Origin of the sequence: Methylobacterium sp. E-041 (assembly GCF_022829665.1) — a bacterium.
Lineage (GTDB): Bacteria > Pseudomonadota > Alphaproteobacteria > Rhizobiales > Beijerinckiaceae > Methylobacterium.
The window spans coordinates 63,572-84,928 of the sequence record NZ_JAKSYQ010000284.1 but is presented as its reverse complement, the minus strand read 5'-3'; the positions used below and the strand labels follow the sequence as shown (position 1 = coordinate 84,928).

The 21,357-nt window shown below is 65.0% G+C and carries 20 protein-coding genes and 1 tRNA gene; 9 read left to right on the top strand and 12 right to left on the bottom strand.

Annotated elements, in window-relative coordinates:
* Positions 1–41 precede the first annotated feature (41 nt).
* From clpX to MKK70_RS25355, 4 genes are all read left to right on the top strand, one after another.
* Positions 42–1,313 carry an ATP-dependent Clp protease ATP-binding subunit ClpX gene (clpX, locus tag MKK70_RS25370; protein WP_147727615.1) on the top strand — a complete coding sequence of 424 codons (1,272 nt, stop codon included), beginning with the start codon at positions 42–44 and terminating at the stop codon, positions 1,311–1,313.
* Positions 1,314–1,585: 272 nt separating this feature from the next.
* A complete protein-coding gene (gene lon / locus MKK70_RS25365; protein ID WP_147727616.1) occupies positions 1,586–4,000 on the top strand; it encodes an endopeptidase La in 2,415 nt (804 codons plus the stop codon).
* An 80-nt stretch (positions 4,001–4,080) separates the two neighbouring features.
* Positions 4,081–4,806 (top strand): aspartate/glutamate racemase family protein, encoded by a 726-nt coding sequence (locus MKK70_RS25360; protein WP_243950676.1) that lies wholly within the window; start codon positions 4,081–4,083, stop codon positions 4,804–4,806.
* A 63-nt stretch (positions 4,807–4,869) separates the two neighbouring features.
* A tRNA-Val gene (locus tag MKK70_RS25355) sits at positions 4,870–4,945 on the top strand.
* 279 nt (positions 4,946–5,224) lie between these two features.
* Here the strand turns inward: MKK70_RS25355 and MKK70_RS25350 are convergent.
* Positions 5,225–8,107: a class I SAM-dependent DNA methyltransferase gene (locus tag MKK70_RS25350; RefSeq protein ID WP_243950674.1), complete on the bottom strand. Its 2,883-nt coding sequence runs from the start codon at positions 8,105–8,107 to the stop codon at positions 5,225–5,227.
* A gap of 440 nt (positions 8,108–8,547) precedes the next feature.
* Between MKK70_RS25350 and MKK70_RS25345 the strand changes: the two genes are divergently transcribed.
* Together MKK70_RS25345 and MKK70_RS25340 are read left to right on the top strand one after the other, a co-directional pair.
* Positions 8,548–8,952, top strand: a complete 405-nt coding sequence (locus tag MKK70_RS25345) for a hypothetical protein (RefSeq protein WP_243950672.1) — start codon at positions 8,548–8,550, stop codon at positions 8,950–8,952.
* Between the two features lie 55 nt (positions 8,953–9,007).
* On the top strand, positions 9,008–9,175 hold the full coding sequence (locus tag MKK70_RS25340) for a hypothetical protein (RefSeq protein ID WP_243950670.1): 168 nt from the start codon (positions 9,008–9,010) through the stop codon (positions 9,173–9,175).
* A gap of 53 nt (positions 9,176–9,228) precedes the next feature.
* Here MKK70_RS25340 and MKK70_RS25335 read toward each other — a convergent pair whose 3' ends face one another.
* From MKK70_RS25335 to MKK70_RS25310, 6 genes are all read right to left on the bottom strand, one after another.
* The gene (locus MKK70_RS25335; RefSeq protein WP_243950668.1) at positions 9,229–9,486 is read right to left on the bottom strand and encodes a hypothetical protein; all 258 of its coding nucleotides are present in this window, start codon (positions 9,484–9,486) and stop codon (positions 9,229–9,231) included.
* Positions 9,487–9,506: 20 nt separating this feature from the next.
* Positions 9,507–10,034: an SH3 domain-containing protein gene (locus tag MKK70_RS25330; protein ID WP_243950666.1), complete on the bottom strand. Its 528-nt coding sequence runs from the start codon at positions 10,032–10,034 to the stop codon at positions 9,507–9,509.
* Positions 10,035–10,197: 163 nt separating this feature from the next.
* On the bottom strand, positions 10,198–11,028 hold the full coding sequence (locus MKK70_RS25325) for a hypothetical protein (RefSeq protein WP_243950664.1): 831 nt from the start codon (positions 11,026–11,028) through the stop codon (positions 10,198–10,200).
* The gene (locus MKK70_RS25320; RefSeq protein WP_243950661.1) at positions 11,028–11,405 is read right to left on the bottom strand and encodes a hypothetical protein; all 378 of its coding nucleotides are present in this window, start codon (positions 11,403–11,405) and stop codon (positions 11,028–11,030) included. The genes MKK70_RS25325 and MKK70_RS25320 overlap by 1 nt, the downstream gene beginning before the upstream one ends.
* On the bottom strand, positions 11,402–11,587 hold the full coding sequence (locus MKK70_RS25315) for a hypothetical protein (protein WP_243950659.1): 186 nt from the start codon (positions 11,585–11,587) through the stop codon (positions 11,402–11,404). The genes MKK70_RS25320 and MKK70_RS25315 overlap by 4 nt, the downstream gene beginning before the upstream one ends.
* Positions 11,587–11,826 (bottom strand): hypothetical protein, encoded by a 240-nt coding sequence (locus MKK70_RS25310; protein ID WP_243950657.1) that lies wholly within the window; start codon positions 11,824–11,826, stop codon positions 11,587–11,589. The genes MKK70_RS25315 and MKK70_RS25310 overlap by 1 nt, the downstream gene beginning before the upstream one ends.
* 239 nt (positions 11,827–12,065) lie before the next feature.
* On the opposite strand from MKK70_RS25310, the gene MKK70_RS25305 reads away from it, so the two are divergent.
* The 3 genes from MKK70_RS25305 to MKK70_RS25295 all read left to right on the top strand — a co-directional run bounded on the left by MKK70_RS25305 (position 12,066) and on the right by MKK70_RS25295 (position 13,178).
* The gene (locus MKK70_RS25305) at positions 12,066–12,203 is read left to right on the top strand and encodes a hypothetical protein (protein ID WP_313899112.1); all 138 of its coding nucleotides are present in this window, start codon (positions 12,066–12,068) and stop codon (positions 12,201–12,203) included.
* Positions 12,204–12,385: 182 nt separating this feature from the next.
* A complete protein-coding gene (locus MKK70_RS25300) occupies positions 12,386–12,547 on the top strand; it encodes a hypothetical protein (RefSeq protein WP_243950655.1) in 162 nt (53 codons plus the stop codon).
* 73 nt (positions 12,548–12,620) lie between these two features.
* On the top strand, positions 12,621–13,178 hold the full coding sequence (locus MKK70_RS25295; RefSeq protein ID WP_243950654.1) for a hypothetical protein: 558 nt from the start codon (positions 12,621–12,623) through the stop codon (positions 13,176–13,178).
* Between the two features lie 46 nt (positions 13,179–13,224).
* Here MKK70_RS25295 and MKK70_RS25290 read toward each other — a convergent pair whose 3' ends face one another.
* From MKK70_RS25290 to MKK70_RS25270, 5 genes are all read right to left on the bottom strand, one after another.
* On the bottom strand, positions 13,225–18,462 hold the full coding sequence (locus tag MKK70_RS25290; protein WP_243950652.1) for a phage tail tape measure protein: 5,238 nt from the start codon (positions 18,460–18,462) through the stop codon (positions 13,225–13,227).
* Between the two features lie 28 nt (positions 18,463–18,490).
* Positions 18,491–18,691: a hypothetical protein gene (locus tag MKK70_RS25285; protein ID WP_243950651.1), complete on the bottom strand. Its 201-nt coding sequence runs from the start codon at positions 18,689–18,691 to the stop codon at positions 18,491–18,493.
* A gap of 47 nt (positions 18,692–18,738) precedes the next feature.
* A complete protein-coding gene (locus MKK70_RS25280; RefSeq protein WP_243950649.1) occupies positions 18,739–19,131 on the bottom strand; it encodes a hypothetical protein in 393 nt (130 codons plus the stop codon).
* 112 nt (positions 19,132–19,243) lie between these two features.
* Positions 19,244–20,089 (bottom strand): GIY-YIG nuclease family protein, encoded by an 846-nt coding sequence (locus MKK70_RS25275; protein WP_243950648.1) that lies wholly within the window; start codon positions 20,087–20,089, stop codon positions 19,244–19,246.
* Between the two features lie 191 nt (positions 20,090–20,280).
* A complete protein-coding gene (locus MKK70_RS25270) occupies positions 20,281–20,970 on the bottom strand; it encodes a recombinase family protein (RefSeq protein WP_243950646.1) in 690 nt (229 codons plus the stop codon).
* Positions 20,971–21,357 lie beyond the last annotated feature (387 nt).

Sequence of the window (21,357 nt, the reverse complement as noted above, 5' to 3'; positions counted from 1 at the left end):
GTGCCCCCGGCTGGCAGCGCACGCACGAATCGGAGACCGATATGAGCAAGACTGGCGGCACCGACTCCAAGAGCACGCTGTACTGCTCGTTTTGCGGCAAGAGCCAGCACGAGGTCCGCAAGCTGATCGCGGGCCCGACGGTGTTCATCTGCGACGAGTGCGTCGAGCTGTGCATGGACATCATCCGCGAGGAGTCGAAATCCTCCCTGGTGAAGAGCCGCGACGGCGTGCCCACGCCGAAGGAGATCCGGCGCGTCCTCGACGACTACGTCATCGGCCAGGACTTCGCGAAGAAGGTCCTCTCGGTCGCGGTGCACAACCACTACAAGCGCCTCGCCCACGCGACCAAGCACAACGACGTCGAGCTGGCCAAGTCCAACATCATGCTGATCGGGCCTACGGGCTCGGGCAAGACGCTGCTCGCGCAGACGCTGGCCCGCATCCTCGACGTGCCGTTCACCATGGCGGACGCGACCACGCTGACCGAGGCGGGCTACGTTGGCGAGGACGTCGAGAACATCATCCTCAAGCTGCTCCAGGCCTCGGACTACAACGTCGAGCGGGCGCAGCGCGGCATCGTCTACATCGACGAGATCGACAAGATCTCGCGCAAGTCCGACAACCCCTCGATCACCCGCGACGTCTCGGGTGAGGGCGTGCAGCAGGCGCTCCTGAAGATCATGGAAGGCACCGTCGCCTCCGTGCCTCCGCAGGGCGGCCGCAAGCACCCGCAGCAGGAGTTCCTGCAGGTCGACACGACCAACATCCTGTTCATCTGCGGCGGCGCCTTCGCCGGGCTCGAGCGGATCATCTCGGCGCGCGGCAAGGGCACCTCGATCGGCTTCGGCGCGACCGTGCAGGCCCCCGACGACCGGCGCACCGGCGAGGTGTTCCGCTCGGTCGAGCCTGAGGACCTGCTGAAGTTCGGCCTCATCCCCGAGTTCGTCGGCCGCCTTCCCGTGCTGGCGACGCTCGAGGACCTCGACGAGGACGCCCTCAAGAAGATCCTCCAGGAGCCGAAGAACGCGCTGGTGAAGCAGTACCAGCGGCTGTTCGAGATGGAGAACGTCGACCTGACGTTCCAGGACGAGGCGCTGTCGCTCGTCGCCCGCAAGGCGATCGAGCGCAAGACCGGCGCCCGCGGCCTGCGCTCCATCCTGGAGACGATCCTCCTCGACACGATGTACGACCTGCCGGGCCTCGACTCGGTGGAGCAGGTCGTGATCGGCCCCGAGGTGGTCGAGGGCAAGTCGCGCCCGCTCTTCATCCACGGCGACCGCAACAAGGAAGCGCCGGCCAGCGTCAGCGCCTGACGTGCGCCGGCGCACATGCGCTAAGTCCTTGACGGAGCGGGCCGATCACGGATCGGCCCGCGACAGGTGGGCACCTTGAAACGGGGCTCCTGGAAAACCACCTGAGGCTCAGCGCAGTGGCCGCTGCCTCCCTTGAGGGGCGGTACCGTGCCACCAGCCGCAAAGTCTCCAGCAGACCTATCCCGACCCTCGCGGCCCGGTCGGCCCCTGGCAGGAAGCTTGCTCCGAATCGGAGGAGCGACCGCCCGGCGTCCCTCATGAGGAAGTCAACGATGACCCAATCGAAATCCCGCCAGCCGGTCGTTCCGGGCTCGACCGGCTCCTACGCCGTCCTGCCGTTGCGCGACATCGTCGTCTTCCCGCACATGATCGTGCCCTTGTTCGTGGGTCGCGAGAAGTCCATCCGCGCGCTCGAGGAGGCGGTCAAGACCGACCGCCACATCCTGCTCGCCACCCAGATCAACGCCGGCGACGACGACCCGGCCACCGACGCGATCTACACGATCGGGACGCTCGCCTCCGTGCTGCAGCTCCTGAAGCTGCCCGACGGCACCGTGAAGGTGCTGGTCGAGGGCGGCGGCCGTGCCAAGATCACCGGCTTCACCCGCTCGGACGAGTACTACGAGGCCGAGGCCGAGGCCCTGGTCGACGAGCTCGGCGACAAGGTGGAGGCTGAGGCGCTCGCGCGCTCGGTGCTCTCGGAGTTCGAGAACTACGTCAAGCTCAACAAGAAGATCTCGCCCGAGGTCGTCTCCGCGGTCACGCAGATCGAGGAGCCCTCGAAGCTCGCCGACACGATCGGCTCGCACCTCCTCGTCAAGATCGCCGACAAGCAGGCGATCCTGGAGACGCCGACGGTGGCCGCGCGCCTGGAGCGCGTGCTGTCGCTGATGGAGAGCGAGATCTCCGTGCTGCAGGTGGAGAAGCGCATCCGTACCCGCGTCAAGCGGCAGATGGAGAAGACCCAGCGCGAGTACTACCTCAACGAGCAGATGAAGGCGATCCAGAAGGAGCTCGGCGACGAGGACGGCCGCGACGAGCTGGCCGAGCTCGAGGACAAGATCGAGAAGACCAAGTTCACCAAGGAAGCCCGCGAGAAGGCGTCGGCCGAGCTGAAGAAGCTGCGCCAGATGTCGCCGATGTCGGCCGAGGCGACGGTGGTGCGCAACTACCTCGACTGGATGCTCGGCATCCCCTGGAACAAGCGCTCGAAGATCAAGAAGGATCTCCTCGGCGCCCAAGTCCTGCTCGACGGCGACCATTTCGGCCTGGAGAAGGTCAAGGAGCGGATCGTCGAGTACCTCGCCGTGCAGCAGCGGGCCAACAAGCTCACCGGGCCGATCCTCTGCCTCGTCGGGCCCCCCGGCGTCGGCAAGACCTCGCTCGGCAAGTCGATCGCCAAGGCGACGGGTCGCGAGTTCGTGCGGATGTCGCTCGGCGGCGTGCGTGACGAGGCCGAGATTCGCGGCCACCGCCGGACCTACATCGGCTCGATGCCCGGCAAAATCGTCCAGTCGATGCGCAAGGCCAAGACCTCGAACCCGCTCATCCTGCTCGACGAGATCGACAAGATGGGCATGGATTTCCGCGGTGACCCCTCTGCCGCCCTGCTGGAGGTTCTCGACCCCGAGCAGAACGCGACCTTCAACGACCATTACCTCGAGGTCGACTACGACCTGTCGAACGTGATGTTCGTGACGACCGCCAACACCCTCAACATCCCTGGGCCCCTGATGGACCGCATGGAGGTGATCCGCATCGCCGGGTACACCGAGGAGGAGAAGGTCGAGATCGCGCGCAAGCACCTGATCCAGAACGCGCTGAAGAAGCACGGCCTGGACAGCAAGGAATGGTCGATCGACGATGAGGCCCTGCTGATGCTCGTCCGCCGCTACACGCGGGAGGCGGGCGTGCGCAACCTCGAGCGCGAGCTGTCGAACCTGATCCGCAAGGCGGTGAAGGAGATCCTCATCACCAAGGTGAAGAGCGTCGAGATCGACGTCGAGCGCCTGCAGGTCTTCCTCGGCCCGCCGAAGTTCCGCTACGGCGAGATCGATGCCGACGACCAGGTCGGCGTGGTCACCGGGCTGGCCTGGACCGAGGTCGGCGGCGAGCTGCTGACGATCGAGGGCGTCATGATGCCGGGCAAGGGCAAGATGACGGTCACGGGCAACCTGAAGGACGTGATGAAGGAGTCGATCTCGGCGGCGGCGAGCTACGTCCGCTCGCGGGCGCTCGACTTCGGCATCGAGCCGCCGCTGTTCGAGCGTCGGGACATCCACGTCCACGTGCCGGAGGGGGCGACCCCGAAGGACGGGCCCTCGGCCGGCATTGCCATGGCGACCGCCATCGTCTCGACCTTCACCGGCATCCCGGTGCGCCGCGACATCGCCATGACCGGCGAGGTCACGCTCCGCGGGCGGGTGCTGCCGATCGGCGGCTTGAAGGAGAAGCTGCTCGCTGCGCTCCGCGGCGGCATCAAGACGGTGCTGATCCCCGAGGAGAACGCCAAGGACATCGCCGAGGTGCCCGACAGCGTGAAGAACGGGATGGAGATCATCCCCGTCGCGATGATGGATCAGGTCCTCAAGCACGCCCTGGTGCGCCAGCCCGAGGCGATCGCTTGGGAGGAAGTGATCCCGGTCAAGAAGACGGCCGAGGACGGCGCCGCCTTCGTCGCCCACTGACCGCCCGAGCATGAACGACGAGGCCCCGGAGCACCGCTCCGGGGCCTTTCGCTTGCATGATCCCCCGCGAAAGGCCGCCCATGCGCATCCTGGTGATCAATCCCAACACCACCGAGGCCGTGACCGAGCGCGTCGCCGCGCATGTCCGCCGGATCGCGGGGGCCGCCGCCACGATCGTGCCGGCGACCGGCCGCTTCGGGGCCCGCTACATCGCCAGCCGGAGCGCCGCGGCGATCGCCGGCCACGCCGCGCTCGACGCCTTCGCCGAGCACGGGGCCGGATGCGATGCGGTCTACCTCGCCTGCTTCGGCGATCCCGGCCTGCTGGCGCTGCGCGAGATCGCCCCCGTCCCGGTCGTCGGCATGGCCGAGGCCGCCTGCCGCGAGGCGGCCGCAGCCGGGCGCTTCGCCATCGTCACCGGGGGGACGGCGTGGCGGCCGATGCTGAGCGAGTTCGTCGCGCTCCTCGACCTGTCGGACCGGCTCGCCGGTCTCCGCACGACGACCGCCACCGGCGGCGAGATCCACCGCGACCCGGACGCGGCCCTGGCCGACCTGATCGCCGCCTGCCGCGCCTGCGCCGACGAGGACGGGGCCGATACGGTGATCCTCAGCGGCGCCGGCCTGGCGGGCCTCGCCGAGCGCATCCAGCCCGCGGTTCCGGTACGGGTCCTGTGCTCGGTGGAGGCCGGCACCCGCGCGGTCCTCGCCGCCGCGGCCCGACCCGGCCCCACGCCGCCCGACCGCCCGGCGATCGACAGCGCCGGCCTGTCCCCGGCCCTGGCGCAGCTCCTGGCCGGCGCGTAGGGGGGGCGCCGCGCGCGCCTCGGCCTTGCCTCGGTGCCGCGGCATGCCGTACCACGCGGGCGCGGGCGGTTAGCTCAGTTGGTAGAGCGTCTCCTTTACACGGAGAGGGTCGGCGGTTCGAGCCCGTCACCGCCCACCATAAATGTCAATTACTTAGCTTATGTTTTCCTCTGCACTGCACCCCGAAATCTCATGTCGGGGTGCATGCGGGGCGCATTATGAGGTTTGCTTCCTATCGAACGGGCGCCGGAAGTCGATATCGGACCCTTACGGGGAAGCCATACCAGAAACCCGTTTCTAGGGATGTCTCGCCGAGCAAGAAGCAACTGGTCCTCTAGCCCCCACGCACGCGGCGTGGAACGGGCGTTGGAGGCCGTTCTCGTTCTCTTTGCGACACCGCAGCATGGGCCAATCGATATTACTGGATCGCAGCGCGCGCCGTGTTCAGGGCAACCAGCCTCGTTAGGGCCTCATCGACATTGATATCTTCTGGCCAGCCGTAGGCGGCGGCGACGGCCCGGTCGAGTTCGGCGTGAGCGTCGTCGAGCCAACGGGGCCGCTCGTTGTAAAGGCTGGTCAGCGTTCGCCCTTTAAGCGTGACCTCCGCGTCGGCGTTCTTCGGGGTGAGCCTGTCGGGGTATCCAGGCACCACTTCTGGCTCCGTGCTAACGAGATCTGCAGGGTCGAGCCAAGCCCGACGAAGGGTCTCCAGCCGCTTGGCAGCGTGCTCGACCCGTGCGGCGCGGGGGTCCGCTTGCACAGCGGCCAGTGGGCAATCAGGGGCCAACCCCGCCGGGAAAGGGAACGTCTCGAAGCACGTCTCACTGTTGTAAGTGGGGTCGTTGCCAACCCCGTGCCAAGAACAGGTTTTGAGCGACCAGCTTTCGTGGAATTGGCTTTGTACCATGCCTGAGAAGTAGTCGTCGGCCCTAGCAAACGCGAACAAGCGGCAATCGGGTACTGTCCGACCGTAGGACCACGTAAAGATACGATGCTTCGCCACTCGCGGGGTAACCAAATGGCGTGACAAGCCGCGCAACGCCTGTGTCATCCGAGGGCGCGCCTCAACATGCTTCCACCAATTCCGAGCATACACCTCGCGCCGGTTCTTCATGCGCTCGGGCCTCACATGCGCCACTACGTGCGCGAACGGCCCCTCGTAGAAGGCTGCCTCGTTGTCGCTGCCCATCGCGTTGAAGTCGATGATCCACATGTCCCGCGGGCGCCGAGCGATGTCTAGCCCGTTGATCCATGGCCGCAGTTCGTCCGCGTTGGGGCGCCCATTGACGTTGAGCGGCGCAGCCAACCACGCCCTGGCCATGTCGCCGGGCACGTCGAACGCCCCTCCTTTGGTATTTCCCATGAAGGCTACGCCGCGGTTCTCCGCCAGCCGCCGCACACTGCTCAGATCTGCGCACGCCCCACTCAAGTCCGGGTTGATGCACTCGGCTGGCTGGCCGTCCAACTCGATCTGCTCGCCCGGCAGGGTCTGGCCGAAGCACACGAGCGATACCCGCACCGCCGCCCCGTCCACGATCCACGGCTCGTCCGCCCAAGCCGAGAAGATCGGCATATCGGCGGAGATGCGCTCCAGGACCCGGCGATTGGCTCCGCCACGTATCGAGTTCGTTGTAACCAGCCCGACCCGGCGCGCGTCGCCTCGCTCAACCTGAGCGCGAGCCTTCTCGAACCAGTAGGTCACAAGGTCGGCCTCGGCGGGCACGCGCCCGCGGTAGGTGTCAAATAGTGTCTCCACGGGCGCATCGCCCAGGTTCCGGCGCAGCATCTTGCCCCCAAGGAACGGGGGGTTGCCGACGATGAACTCAGCCCGCGGCCAGGCTGCCTCCGCCGGGGGCACCGACGTAGACCCTGTGGCCTCTGCCCCGTCGTCGATCAGTGCATCGCGACACTCAATCGTATCGAGCCGCCGTAGGATCGGCTCCGGCCGTGCGTAGAAGCCGTTGCGCACCGCCCACTGGATATCACCGATCCAGACTGTGGTCCGCGCCAACTCTGCCGCCAGCGGGTTGACCTCCAACCCACGTAGGATCTCTGGCCCAACCATCGGCATGCGCGGCGGCAGGCCGTAGATCTCGCACTCCTGATTGGCGGAGTGCTCCAGATCCTTTACCGCGTGCAACGCCATGTACAGGAAGTTGCCCGATCCGCATGCAGGGTCGAGGATTTCCAGCATCCGCAGCCGCTCAAGAAACACCGAGCGGCATTCCTCGGCCTGCTGCCACTCCTTAGCCTTTGATCCCTTCTTGCGCGCCCGGTCGGTCAGCCGCTCGATGTCCGCCCGGGTCGTCTCCCACTCTGCACGCAGCGGACGCATGAGCACTGGCTCGATAATGCGTAGGATCTTCTCAGCGTCGGTGTAGTGCGCGCCGATCTGGGCGCGCTTGTCGGGGTCTAGGAACCGCTCGAACAACGTGCCGAAGATCGATGGGTCGATGTGCGCCCAGTCCTGGCGCCCGGCCTCGACCAGCAATTGCACGTCGCCTTCGTCGAGCGGCAACGCGGGTTGGTCGTCGAATAGGCCGCCGTTGATGTGCGGCAAGCGCTCCAGCCCGAACCGGCCGCCCTTGCGCAGTACAGCGAACAGGCCGTCGAACAAGCCCTGCGTCTCGTGCGGGCGCAAGGCAACCTCCTCCAGCGCGCGCCGGAAGTAGTCTTTGGGCAACAGGCGAACATCCTCAGCGAAGAACAGGAAGGCGAGGCGGTTGACGAGGTGGGCGACCGCCTCAGGGGCGTGGCCGCGGTCGCGCAGGCGTACAGCGATGCTGGAGAAACGGTCGGCGGCCTTGCGTGTCAGATCCGCCCGGCTGCGACCCTTCCGAAGTTTGGCAGGCTCGTGGAAGGCCGCGCGTAAGATTTCGAGCTTCGCGGGATCCCTCAGTTCGTCGAGTTTGATCGTGTACGGGTACGGGGCGGTGTTGGTCCACGCAGTGACGATGCGGAACTCGTTCGTGTCGCAGGCGATGTGCAGCGGCGGGCTTTCCAGGGCCAGTGCGTAGCGTGCGAGCTGGCCGAGAGCATCATCAAGGTTTGCCCGCTTCTTTTTGTACTCCCAGGCGAAATGCTCGCGCTTCCACACATCGGCGAAACCGAGGCCGCCGCCGGACTTCTGTAAGCCTTTCTCGAACGCGAAGCTCTCCCCACGGGGGTCGGCCTCAATCGGCGTTGGATGGTCAAGCAGCCGACAGAGATCGTTAAAGTGAGATTGGGCTGCAGCACGCTCGGATAGAGCTACCGGCTTCCAGCGGTCGATGAACTGCTGAGGCGTCACGATCTCCTCCATCGGCACGGTTGCAACTGCGCCAGATTTCTGTGGACCGTTCCCATCAGTTCTTGACAAACTCAAGGTCAAAAATAGGCGTACCGAGCGTTACGCGGCTTATGTTGAGCCATCGCCACAGCGAGCGATGCGCCTTCGCCCCGCACGAGCCGCTATGAACTCGAAACGGCTCTGCGATCTATCTAGCTGACGTGGCTCATCTACGTCTGTCTGCGGCAGACCGTCTCGTTCTAGCTAGGGCATTCACGGGCGTGTGGGACTGAAGCGTAGCCCAGTTGCGAAGTTACCCGCTCGGGTAACAGTAGGCAGGCAGCTCACAGGACGATATAGAGCGGTAAGGTTGCACCGAAGATGGGAGTAGATTCTTGCCGTTTGTGTGCACCGTCCGAGAAGACGATTTCAACGTTGAAATTTTCAAGCGCGGGTCGGGGAGCCTAGCGGCCTTGAGCATCGGATACGATGACGCATCTACCAAGGTCTACACAATGGCGGTGGGTTTTGAACCGCTGCCTGGCGGAGACACGAAATATTTTTTCCACGTCGTCGAAGGGGATACCGAAACCGGCGAAGAGTGCGTACATTGGAGCGGTAGGGAAACCCGCTTCATAACTCAGAGCGAAGATCGCAAGGCGATCTTGGCGGCGGTTCTTACCCTTACCGAAGGGCTTCTGAAGAGCGCCGAGCCTGATACGGTTCGGTGGTTCACCCACGAAGAGCGCCCGCCGGATAAGGCGCTGGTTAAACACTTCCTTATCGCGAACGTGTTTGACGTGAGCGGCTATGACGTGCGGACGTGCGATCCGTATCACGGCCGCTGGGTTTGGTTTGCGGAACGCCGTCCGGCTTGATGTCGTTGACACGGTGGACGTAGCGGCTAATGGTTGTCTCGTTGGAGCAGGTGCTATGAAACGCGACGAACAGATCGAACTGATGCAATCCGCTGAGGAGCGCACCAAGGGTTATCTGCGTGCGTGGATGAAGGACGACGCTGTGAAGGCCGCCTTCCATCGCAAGCCCCGCAGCATGACCCCGAACTGTGATGGCCAAGAGCGTCAGCGCAAATTTGGCTGACGGAACCGCCATTTAGTTAAGTTCTAGGCCGCCCTTCGGGCGGCCTTTTTCGTTCATGGAGCGTGTGCACAGCGCCGCACCGCGATCACCACGTCTTGGCGGTGGGCTGCCTCGTTGAAAGCCATCAGATCAACGCCGCAGGCCTTGAACACGGCGCTCGCCAGCGCCTCCCGGCGCCACCACTCGGCCTCGGCGATCCCATCCGCGTCGGGATCGCTCACCACGCAGTACAGGGCGCCTTCGAGGGACCACGCGACCGCATCAGGGCTCTGGGCCGGCACCGGGCGTCCGGTGTTGGAGAAGGCCTTCACCGACGTGCGGGACGCTGGTCTCAGTGGCTCGCGCGGTACTCGGCGACCATCTCGTGCGTAATGTCGGTGGTGTAGCAGAGCGGCGAATACCCGCTAGGTCGCGAATAGGCGCTCCGGCGCCCGCAGGATCGACCGCCGCGGTCGGTTTGGTAGGGGCATGCGCACGAACTTGGGTAGGACGCCAGCGAGGCCGCTATCAGCGCCTTGGCGATGGCCGCGGTGGACAGCACAGGCCCGACGCTGGGCGGCTTCGACTTCGGGTTTTCGTCTACGGCCGGCGGGGCTGTGGCGGTGAGGCGCTTGGCCTGGATCCACCCTTCGCGTTGGGTGAGGCTGTGCCGCACCCGCACCCATTCCTCGCGGCGTTCGATCACCATGACCGCTTGCTCGGATGCCAGCCGATCCAGGATCGGCGACCCGGCGCGGCCGTCGTCGCGCAACGGCACGCGCTTCCCAATCACGTACAGGGTTTCGGGAGCCGCCGGGGCCGGGGCCGTCACCGAAGCGGGCGGCGAGGGCGGCAGGTTTACCGGCTGAACGACAGCCACCGCAGCCCTTGGCGGCGGGAGAGCCGGTACCGGAGCATTCAGTCTGGGCAGTAAGAGCCACCCCGCACCAACTGCTAGCACTGTCCAAGCGATAGCCCACAGGCGAACCCCGCGTCCGGCTGAGGCAGCCAACGCGGGGGCGGTAACGGGGACGTGTCGCCGCCTACGCGGCGTTGCCTTGCGCGACCGTGATCTCATGGATCTCATCACCAACTGGGACGGTGATCACGTAAGTCTTGGTCGCTCCGGACGCCTCAGCCTGGGGCGGCTCGATGTGGAGCTGGCCGCCGACCCACTCGCCGGGCATGAGCGTATTGTCCTTGATCACATTCTGCTCGAGGGCAGCCAAGTTCATTTGGCTCGACACGATTGCGCCATCGATCATGGCAGCGTTTTGAGCATCTGCGCGGGCACCATTGATGGCGCCTGCGATCGGGCTGTAGTTTCCACGATTGGTGTAGCTCGCGTTTTGTGCTGCTACCGAGTTGCCAGCTGCTGCCACGCCTACCAGAAGCGCGCCAACGATTTGGCGGGTACGCTCTTCGGTGACGAGTTGATCGTAGGTTACCACCGGCATGGCACGAGCCGGGGCACCGTTCTGGATCTGAACAACAGAGACCTGAGCAACACGGAAATCGCCCGGCGTCCGGCCGTTGTTCTGAATGCCTACTACGAACACCGGACGGCTGCCGCGAGCGATGTCTCGCGACGCCGGGCTAACGACGACGGTTGAATTCTTTTTCTTGGACAGGATGGCGTTCCGTCCATCCCGGACGATGGTCTGTTGCTGCGGCCCTGCATTAAAGGCCATTTTCTCTTTAGGCACGCATGCGCCCGCCGCAATCGCAACTGCGACTACAGAAACCATTCCCCGGCTGATCATTTTTCTTCTCTCGACTTGTCGATGAGCAGAAAGGCATGTCAGGTTGCGGGGCGCAACCAGCGCCACCCTTTCAAGATCACGCAGCTGTGAGTTGCGGCAGAAATGCAACACTAGGTTGGCATCCTCTCGCAGCTGAGTTCCGCCCGCAGCACCGAGACCACGGCACGTTGGTGGCGGGCAGCATCGTTGAAGGCCATAAGGTCCACGTCGAAGGCTCCCATCACCGCCGCCACCAACGCAATTCGGCGCTGCCACTCGGTCTTGGTGATCCCCTTTGCGTCAGGGTCGCCCACCACGCGATACATGGCGCCCTCCAGCGACCACGCGACCGCCTCCAGGCTCTCGGCCTCCACGGGGCGCCCGGCGGCGTCCTGAGCGATCCCTGCCTGCACCCACGTGCCGGGAGTGGCGTAGAGGGCGAGCATCGCGGCGACGGCTTCGTTGACGGTCATGGTCTCGGCTCCGGCGTTGGTGTTGGTGGGGGTCATGCTGCCTCCCGGTCGGTGTCGCTGCCGCGTATCCATCCGACCTGCGAGGCGTGGTGGTTCTCGGGGGCACCGAGGGACGGCTCGTCGTCGGCCCCGTCTTCGAGGTCCGGGTCGCAGTCGAGCGCGTCGAGCATGGCTAGAAGCCGTTCCACGGCGTCTTCGATGAGGGCGCGGCGCGTCATCAGTGCGCCCCGGCGCGACGAGCTGCATGAGCGCAGGCCCAAGCGTGCTTCAGTGCCTCGGCCATCCGCTCGCGCCACGTGCCGCGCTCACACCGAGCGTTACCGACCGCGAAGGCCATGATCGCGCGGCGGTCGAAGCCGCCGGCCATGGTCCAGAGCTTCGCGCGGGCTCCGCTTTGGGAGCGGATGGTCTCGATCCGAGCGGCGTTGACGGTGGCCCGGTAGGCCTGAGCGGCCACCGGGTCGATCCGGGGGGGATCGCATGGCGTTCGACCAGGAGAACGAGGTTCTGAGGGGCATCGAGTTCACCTAATGGTGATAAAATCACCATATATGGTGTAACCCTAGATGATTTGATGTCAACCTCATATGGTGATAAATCACCCTCATGAAGCCGTTTCAATGCCGCATGGCTCGCGCTGCCCTGGCGTGGAGCACTCAGGATCTAGCACGCGAAGCGGGGGTCGGAGTGAACACGGTGAACCGCTTCGAGGCCGGACAGGATGCGCGCGTAAGCAGCATGGACAAGATGCGCGCTACGCTGGAGGCGGCCGGCGTTCAGTTCATTCCAGAGAACGGCGGGGGAGCCGGCGTACGGATGCGGGATCACGGTTGAGACGCGGGACTGCGCGCCTCATGCGTTCCAATGGACTGCCGACGTTCACGTTCGCCTAACGCACCTGTGACACATCGGGAACTAGAGTGGACAATGTGAAATTTTCGGTTATGTGCACCTCGACAACCACCGCCTCAGGCGCTGAAACAGCTCGATCGCTGCCGTCAGTGGGAACAGGACGTATGGCCGACACTGCCACCCAGAAAACCGACGCTGACTACCTGAACCAGTTCAGTGCGTCGCCTTATGGCTTCCGCGCGAATAAGCGCGTTGAGGTCGAAGGAAAGTCGAACCTAAAGGGTTCTTGGCGGCGGCAGTCGGCGAGTGCTGGCAAGAAAAACTAATCCTCCTCCCGTTCTATCTTAGGTTCAGGCGCAGCTTCGTAGCTGCGCCTTTTATTATTGTTCGGGGCCAATCATGGACGACAGCGCTCGCAAAGGTATTACCGGCGACTTCTTTGAGCGCATTCAAGACAAAGATACTTTCGAACTGGAGATATTTCACGATTTTTCTGATCGCGCCGAAGAAATGGGTGTGATGTTCCATTGGAACAAGAGGAATGCACTGGATGCCTTCTTTGAGTGGACCCAGGACCTCAAGCGACTTGATAAAGTTGAGGAGAAGCTGGACCGTCCTGACCATCTAAAGTGTGCCGCATACCTCATTCACTGGCTTCGCAGATCGTCCCCAATATCAAACTTTGTTTTTGAGGGGGATCTTGATGAAGACAAAGAATTCATGATGAAGTATGGCCGGGAATATCTTGCCTTTGATATTGGATATCGCGCTGCGCAGATTTATGAAAGAAAAGTAAATCTTCGAAACCTCCCTGAAGAAGCCTTTTCTTTGCACTCCAGTCTGGACGACGTTAAGCCCAACGATTTTATTGAGACGGTGGCGCATGTTCTCAAGCTCAAGATGGTATCGCCCAGCGCAATATTGCTGGTGCTAAAAGCTATATTTCTAAGGCCATAGCCTTAAGGTGTTCAGGGGGCGAGTGAGCTGTGAGAGCATAAGCTCGCTATCCTCCCGCTGCCACTCGCTTCACCAACTGTCGGATCGAGCCGCCGCGCTGGATATCGTCCCCGATCATGTGGATGATCTCGTTGCGGCTCGGCGGCGGCACCTGGTCCCGGTCCACGACATAGACCGAGGTCTCGGCTCGGGCCGAGCTGCCGAAGCGCTCGCGCTCCACCGGGGGCGCCTTCGCCATCACGCCCGCACCCATGGCGTTCATGCGATCCAGGCTCTCCCGGCCGATCACGTCCACGGCCGAGCGCTTCAGGACGAACTCACCAGGCATGAGGGTCCGGGGGACGCTATCCCGGTTCGGCACCCCGCCCGTGACCATGCCGCCGGTCGCCATGCCTGGTGCCGGGGTGGAGCCGTCCCCGAAAAAGCTGCTGAGGATCGAGCCGAGACCGCCTCCGCTGGTGGTGCTACCACCCCCGATCATGTCGCCGAACAGGGACCGCATGATCTGGTTGGACAGGGCCTTGGACGCGATCTGCGCCATGTCCGTCAGGATCGAGGTGGCGAAGCTCTTGAAGGCATCCTTCCCCTTGATGGTGCCGGTGGCCAACCCGGTGAACAGGGTCGACATGCTGTTGGACATGCCGGACAGCGACTGCTGCCAGTACCCGGCCATCTCCTGTGCCGCCGTCTTGAACTCGCCGGTCTTGCGGTCGATCATCCCGGCCGACGTGAAGAAGTCGAGCGAGCCCCGGCTGAGGGCCGCGCCGTAGTCATCCCCGCGCTTCTCCACCCCCTTCTGGAGGCTGGCGTTGGCGCCGTACTCGGCCTCCTTCTTCTTCAGCTCGGTGATGCGCTCCTGGATCGCGGCCCGGCCGGTCTCGGACAGGAGGCCCTTGTCCCGGAGCTGCGCGAGCTGCTGTTCAAGGGCCAGCTCCTCCGCCCGGATCGCGGCGGCCTGGCCCTCCAGCTTCAGGCGTTCGGCGGCTTGGCGCGCGGCGGCCTCGGCGGCCTGCACCTCGGCGGCCGAGACCTTGCCCGAGGTCTCATCGCTCTTGAGGTAGTCGGCCCGCGCCTTGGTGCGGTCGGCCTCCTCCCGGTAGGTCTTCAGCGTGGCCTCACCGATGGCCTTGGCGTTCTCCTCCACCAGCTTGGCGGCCCGGTCGGCATAGGACCGCTGGATGCGGGCCACCTGGTCGCCCTGTTCATCGGGCGCCAGGGCGGTGAAGCGGTCGCTGGTCTTCTCGCGCTCCAGATCCTTGTCCCGGAGCCCGGCCAGGTCGGTGATGGTCCGGGTGGCCGGCGCGAGGTCGGCCGTCCGGCCCACGGCCCGCTTGTCCAGCGCGAGCTGGTCGGACAGGCCCTGCTCATCCCGAGCGAGCTCGCGTTGCCGGAGGGCCAAGCGCTTCTGGCGGATGGCCCGCTCATTGGAGGCATCAGCCGTCACGGCCTCGGCCCGAGCCTTCCGGCCGGCGGCCTCGCCTTCGTCTAAGGCCTCCCCGGTAGGGGTCACCAGGCGGTCGGCCTTGGCGGCCTTCGCGTTGAACGCGGCCAGAAGCCGAGCCGTGAACTCGGCGGAGGTGTCACCCTCCCGGCCACCGTTGGCGGTGATGGCTTGGGACGCTCGGGCCGCGTTCACCCCGGCATCCATCAGGGCCTGGATCGCGCCCTTGTTCGGGTTGGCCAGGAGCGCCGAGCCTCCGGTCTCGCCCTGGTTGTACAGGACGTAGCGGTTGTCATCCGAGAGGTTCAGGCCCTTGCCCCGGAGGGTCTTGTCGATGGCGTCAAAGTAGCGGATCGCGGCCAGGGCCGACTGCGCCACGTTGGTGGGGTCGGCCAGGCCGTAGTCGCCCGCCGTGCCCTTGGTGAACTGGAACACGCCCTTGGCGCCCGTCGAGCTGACGGCCTGAGGGTTGAAGTCGCTCTCGAACGATCCGAACCGGAGGAGGGTGCGGAGCCGGTCATTCCGTCCGGCTCCCTCTGCCGCGTCCGCCACCTGGCGAGCGACGGCGTTGGCCTCCTCACCAAGAGCCGGTGCGCGGTTGAACCCGGTCGGCGCGGTGACGGCCTCGCGGGTCAGGCGCAGGCTGGCCTGCCGGTCCACGATGTCGATGCCCTGCTGAAGGAGGTCGCGGACCTTCGCGGCCAGCTCGGCCGCCTTGTCCACGGTGGTGGCCGGATCGCGGATTTGCTTGTCGAGCTGCGCCACCTGCGCGTCAAGAACAGCCTTCTGTCGGCCGAGCGCCCGTTCCTGCGATGCTAGCAGGCTCTCGGTGATCCGCTTCCGAGCCTCCGCCACGCGGTCGGTGTAGCCGGCCAGGCGCGCGTCCAGCTCCTCGTTGGCCTGCGCCAGGCGCTCCTTCAACTCGGGCCGGCTGTCTACCTCATCCGGGTTGGCGGTCTCGGCCTCGATTAACCGCCGGGCGATGCCGCGTTGGCGCTCGACCAGGGCCTTCACCTGCGCCTCGATCTCGGCCGGCTCGGCCGTGTCTCGGGTGGTGCCGGCCCGCTTCATCAGCGTGTCGATCTGCGCGGCGGTGTTCTTCCGCTCGGCCTGAAGCTCGCGCGTGAGGTCCGGGCGGATCGAGGCAGCGATCTCGTCCAGTTCCTTCGTCACGCCGCGCCGGAGGCTCTTGAGCTGGTCGGTGATCCGGGCACCAGCCTCGGTGACCGTCTTGTCGGCGGCGCCGGCCGCCTTCAGACCGTCCAGGTAGGTGCTGAACTCGGCCTCCAGGCGCGCGGCGTCGGCTTGGGTGTCTCGGATCGCGGCGACGATGCCGGCCTTCTTCTCGGTGCCGGACAGGCTCCGGTTGCCCTCCACGGCCCGGCTTCGCTCGGCCAGCCCGGCCTGGAGGTCGGCGCTCCGCTGGCCGAACGCCTGGAACTCCGGGGCCTGCTGAAGGCGCGAGACGTTGGCCCGCGCGTCCAGCTCGGTGAGCTTGCCCTGCGCCGCGATGGTCCCGGCGTTGGTTTTCACCGCATCCGAGAACAGCACCGCGATCTTGTCGAGCTTGTCCAGGGTGTCGGTAAGGGCCGCCAGGCGGCGCGGGTCCGATGCGTCCAGGCGCAGGGGCGCGGCCTCGCGCTCCAGCCGCTGGCGCTGGTCCAGGATGATCTGCTGATAGCGCGACACCCCGAGCGGATCGTCCTTCCCGAGCGAAGCCGGGTTGCGGATCACGTCGAGCAACGGCTTCAGGGCCGACAGACCGGCGCGCTGAAGCATCTGGTCGTCGGTGGCGCGTGGCGCCTCCGGGATGATCGCGCCCTCCATGCCGAGCGCCGGGCTCGGCCCGATATTGGCACCGAGCGCATCTGTGATGCGCTGGTCCGCGCCGCGCCGATCCACCCGACCCTTGGTGACCAGGGCGTTTAGCTCCTTCGCGGTCACCGCGAACTGGCGCTGGAGGAGTTCGGTGTTCTGGCCCTGAAGCTCGGTGCGCAGGCGCCGGTAGGCCGCCACCAGCTCATCGACCGATGCGGCGTTGGCCGAGATGGACAGCCCGAGGTCGCCGAACGCCTTCTGTGCCTCCAGGATCGTGTTCCGGCGGAGCACGGGGTCAGCGTTCAGCTTCTCCCGGCGCTCCATCAGGATGCCGAGCTGCTGATCCACCCCGGTGATGCCAGTCTCGACAGACTGCGCCTGCGCCTGCACCTCGTTACGGACGGCCCGCACCTGGTCCAGCGCGTCCTTCGCGCGCTCGGTGTCGGACATGATCCGGGCGAGGTAGACGCCACCACCGATAGCCGCGCCGGCCGCCGCGAGGGCCAGCACCGCCGGGTTGGCGAGACCCGCCAGGAGCGGGGCGAGGCTGGCTGCGAGCGTGCCGAGGCGCAAGCCGGCGGCGGCCACCGCGATGGCCCCGAGGCCGGTGCCGACCACCGGAAGCACGATGCCGAGCTTGCCGGCCGCATCGGCTAGGGCCGCCGCGCCATCCACCGCGTTGGTGAGCCCGGTGACCATCGGCCGGAGGCTCCGGTCCAGGAGCGCGAAGGAGACGTTGCCGAACCGGGTGAGGCTGGCCGTCAGGCTCTCGTTGGCTTTGGCCGCCCCCTCGGCCGCCGCGTTGGACAAGGTGAGGTCGCCCCCGAGCTGGCGGATGGTGTCGAGCTGGCCGAGCATGGCCGAGAACGCCGAGGCCGCCCGGAGGTCCAGGGATCGCAGGGCCTCGCTGGTGCCGAAGCCGGCCCGGCGCAGGTTCTCGATCACGCCGATGAGGCCGTTGGCCCGGAGGTCCACGTCCGCCATGGACAGGCCGACCTGGCGCAGGCCGTCCTTCAGCTTGTCGGTGGGGGCGGTGAACTCCTGGAAGAACTGCCGGAGGCCGGTGCCGAGCGTCGAGCCCGAGCGGATGCCGGCCTGCGCCATGCCACCGAGGGCGGCCGTCAGCTCGGTGAAGGACACCCCACTGTCTCGGGCCACGTTGGCGGCATAGCTCACGCCGAGCTGGAGCTGTTCCATCCCGAGCTTGGTGCGGTTCAGGGCACCCACGAACACGTCCGCCACGTCGCCCGAGCGCGAGGCCTCCAGGTTGTAGGCACCGAGAACCGAGGTGATGGCCTCCACCGATTGCTGGAGGGTGGACCCGGACGCGGCGGCCAGGTCCAGCACCGGCTTCAGGGTCTGGCCGACGCCTCGGGCCGAGAGGCCGATCTGGCCGAGCTGGATCGAGACAGCGGCCAGCTCGGTTACGCTAAAGCGCGAGGTCGCGGCCACGTCCAGGAGCCGGTCCCGGAAGGTGACCATCTCGGTGTTGGTCGTCTCGGTGATCGCCTGGAACTGGCGGAGCTTGTCATCGAACTCGGCGATGTCCTTCAGCCCGGCGCGCAGCACCGTGATCCCGGCACCGATGGTGGCGTAGTTCGCCGCGATCTGCGCCTGGAGCGGGAACAGACCGCCGGCACCGTGGCCGCCGCCGCCTCCACCTCCACCTCCACCACCTGGTGAACCACCGGGGGAGAGGGGCGGGACGCCACTGGCACCGCCCTGGCCCGATCCTGATGCCGGGCTCGGCGCTGACGCGGCGGTGCGGGCCGCTGTGAGGGCGGCGGTCGCGGCCCGAAGGTCGGCCTCGGCGGTGCGGAGCTGTTCCCGGAGGCCGGACTGGAGGCCGCCCTGGTCTCGGGTCGCGGCCAGCTCGCGGCGCAGGCTGGTCACCGAGGTGAGGAGCGGATCCACGGATCGCACCGTGGCCGCGAACTGGTCGTTCAAGCCGCGCGCCGCCGCGACGGCCTGGCGGATGCCCTCGGCCGTGCGCGCGAGGCTGGTGTTCAGGGTCGCATCGTCCAAGACGATATCGACATCGATCTGTGTGCCGTCAGCCATTGATCTGCGCCGCAAATGCCAGCATGTCGGACACGCTGTTGAGGTCTTCGGTGGGTTTGGACTGGTTGCTGCCGAAGACCTGACCGGCCGTGAAGAGCAAACTCTCGGTGAAGGACATCGCCTTCACCATTTCGAATTGTATCTTCAGGTCCGTGAGGCGGATCAAGTCTTCAAGGGTGTGCGACCAGTACACGACCGGCAGGGCGCTCGGCTTGGTGCCGAGCGTGAAGATGATCGTGTCTACGAAGCTGAGGGCACCAAACCACTCAGCGACGACCCGACACCCGTCAGTCGATCCCCGTTGCTCTTGAGAGAGGCCAGGTGCTTCTCCAGCCGCCCGAGAAAAAAATCGGTGAGGTGATCCTTCGCGAAGTCCAGCACCGCCTCCGCGTCCTCAATGGTGAGGTCGTGGAGGTTGACGGTCTCGCTCTCGATCCGCCGGCCGCGCTCGTCGCGGGGCGACAGGAGGATGTCCAGGACGGCGGTGCGGGTGGGGGCATGGAAGTCCACCTCCGGGAGCCGTTCGAAGCTGCCAACCAGCTCGGCCAGCTCGTTCAGGCGGCCGAAAACCATGGTCACGTCGGCGGACTTGTCGGCGATCTTGATGTTGAGGGTGGGTGCGGGCGAGGTCATCTTGTTGTCTCCTGATCTTCTTCAGGAGAGATGGCTATTGATACACTCTGATGAAAGCCCCGGCGCAGGCTTTATACGGGTATGTACTAGCACTTTCGACGCCAGCTCAACATCAACTCGAAACGCCAAGTTGAGCGTCTTGCCAGTCTTTTAAGGTCTGTCCCGTGCTGACGAGGCGCCACGAAGTCCGCCCGTTGGTGTTCCTGTTCTTGATCACAGCCGCTGCAGCTGAGGCGCTGGCGAATGTAACGTCCTTGGTGAACTCCAAGAAGCTGGGGTCCACAGAGGCTGCAAGACGGCCATCACTGATAAGTTGTTCACGCAACAGCGCGTAGCCGTTGGTAGAAAAGTCGCTTTTTGTCGTTGCCATTGAGCCTTTGAGGACCGTGATCTCTCCGTCTACCTCGATGGCGTGGGCCTCGTAGCCATGCTTTCCACTGGTAAGCACCAGCTCAACCTGAGACGGCTTTAGCACCTGTGCACTATCCACCGAGTTCGTGGATACTGGGATCTTGCCCTTTGGCCGCAGGAAATCGAAGCCTATCACCGGAAGTATTACTTCAACCTGAGATATGAAAAACTCCATGTCCGCAATATCGCTTTCGGGAAGCGCCTTGCGGCTAGGCTCGTTGCCGTTCGCAATGTTGGCTCGGTCGGCCGCCTTTGTTAGCTCCACGAAGCGGTGCTCAAGATAGCGGACGTGAGCCTTGGTCAGATTAGCATCCTTGGATGTGACGATACAGGCTCGGCTCCAGAAATCCTTTGAGGGGTCCTTGGAGTGCGACTTAATGCGGTCAACAACACTGTCGCCTTCCCCAACATACACGCGAGCCTTGCTTGGTTGATCGGGATCATCTCCGACTAGGAAGTAGACGCCCGTTCGGGTGGGCTCGTCGCGAGCTAGGGCATCACCTAGCCGGGACCTTGGGGCCACAAGGGCATGGCCCGTCCAATTCATGATTTCCGCGGTGAGGATCCCTGTTGGGGAGCCATCCACGAGATACAGACGCACGCTTCGACCAAGCACCAACGCTGCCCCCTATGCAATCCTAGTATGTAGGATGGCTCGACGCACCGATTGTCGCGCGAATGCGGCCAGTAGCAAAGGGTAGTCAGCCATCCCCAACGGTAGGTGCTGGGTGAAGAGCTTCAGCTGCTGGGCACCCCGATCCGCTCCAGGACGCGCCGCACAGCGGTAGCCGTCCAAGCTGTGCCTCTGGGCGTAGTGAGGCCGCGTTGGCCGAGACCAGCCGCCAGGTCGCGCAGAGATACGGCACCCTCGGCGCGTAGGTCCGCTATGTCTTGGGCCAAGTCGTCGGCTCGCGACTGCGCCTTGGCGGAGCGGATCGTGGCTGAGGCCGCTGATGCCTTGCTGGCCTGCGCCGGAAGATGATGGGTCGGACCACCGAGCTTCACGCCCCGCTCCTTCGCAGCGGACAGCGCTGCCTTGGTCCGTGCTGAAATCATCTTTCGCTCAGCCTGTGCCACCACCGCCATGATCCCGACCACCATCTCGTTCGCCTCGGGCATGTCAGCCGCGACGAAGCGCACGCCGGCTCGCTGAAGCCCCAACAGGAAATGGGCATCACGGCTGAGCCGATCCAGTTTCGCGATCACCAGAGTAGCGTTGTGGAGACGGCACAGGCGCAGGGCCTCGGTCAGCTTGGGCCGGTCGGCCCGCTTGCCGCTCTCCACCTCCACCATCTCGGTGACCAGGGACCAGGCCCCGCCGTTAAGGAAGTCGGTGACCGCCTTGCGCTGAGCCTCTAGCCCGAGACCGCTGTCGCCCTGCCGCTTGGTGGAGACCCGGAGATAGGAGACAAACCGACCTTCGGCCATGACGGTGAGCCCTGTGTCATCTGCTAGTACGACCGTACCGGCTAATGACACAGGTTGTGCTGAAGGCACCCCTTGATTGTCAATCAAGAAACATCAAAACAAACATAAATAAATTTCTTGACTAAACTATATTACCATGGGTGGTACTTATTTTTGCGATAATTGTGCGCAATGTAAAGCACTATCCGTCTAGCATTATTTCGGAAAATTTGACTTTTACTGCGATGATAACGCGACAGTCTCGGACGCCTGTCGGATCGTTCAGGGTGCCTTGGTACCGGCCGCGCCTCGTTGAGAAAGACCGCCGGCTCTCGGTGTTATCTGCCACCGCCGAGCGGGCAGGATCACCCGCCGTGACACGGTGGTCCTGCCCCGGTCTATAGCAGT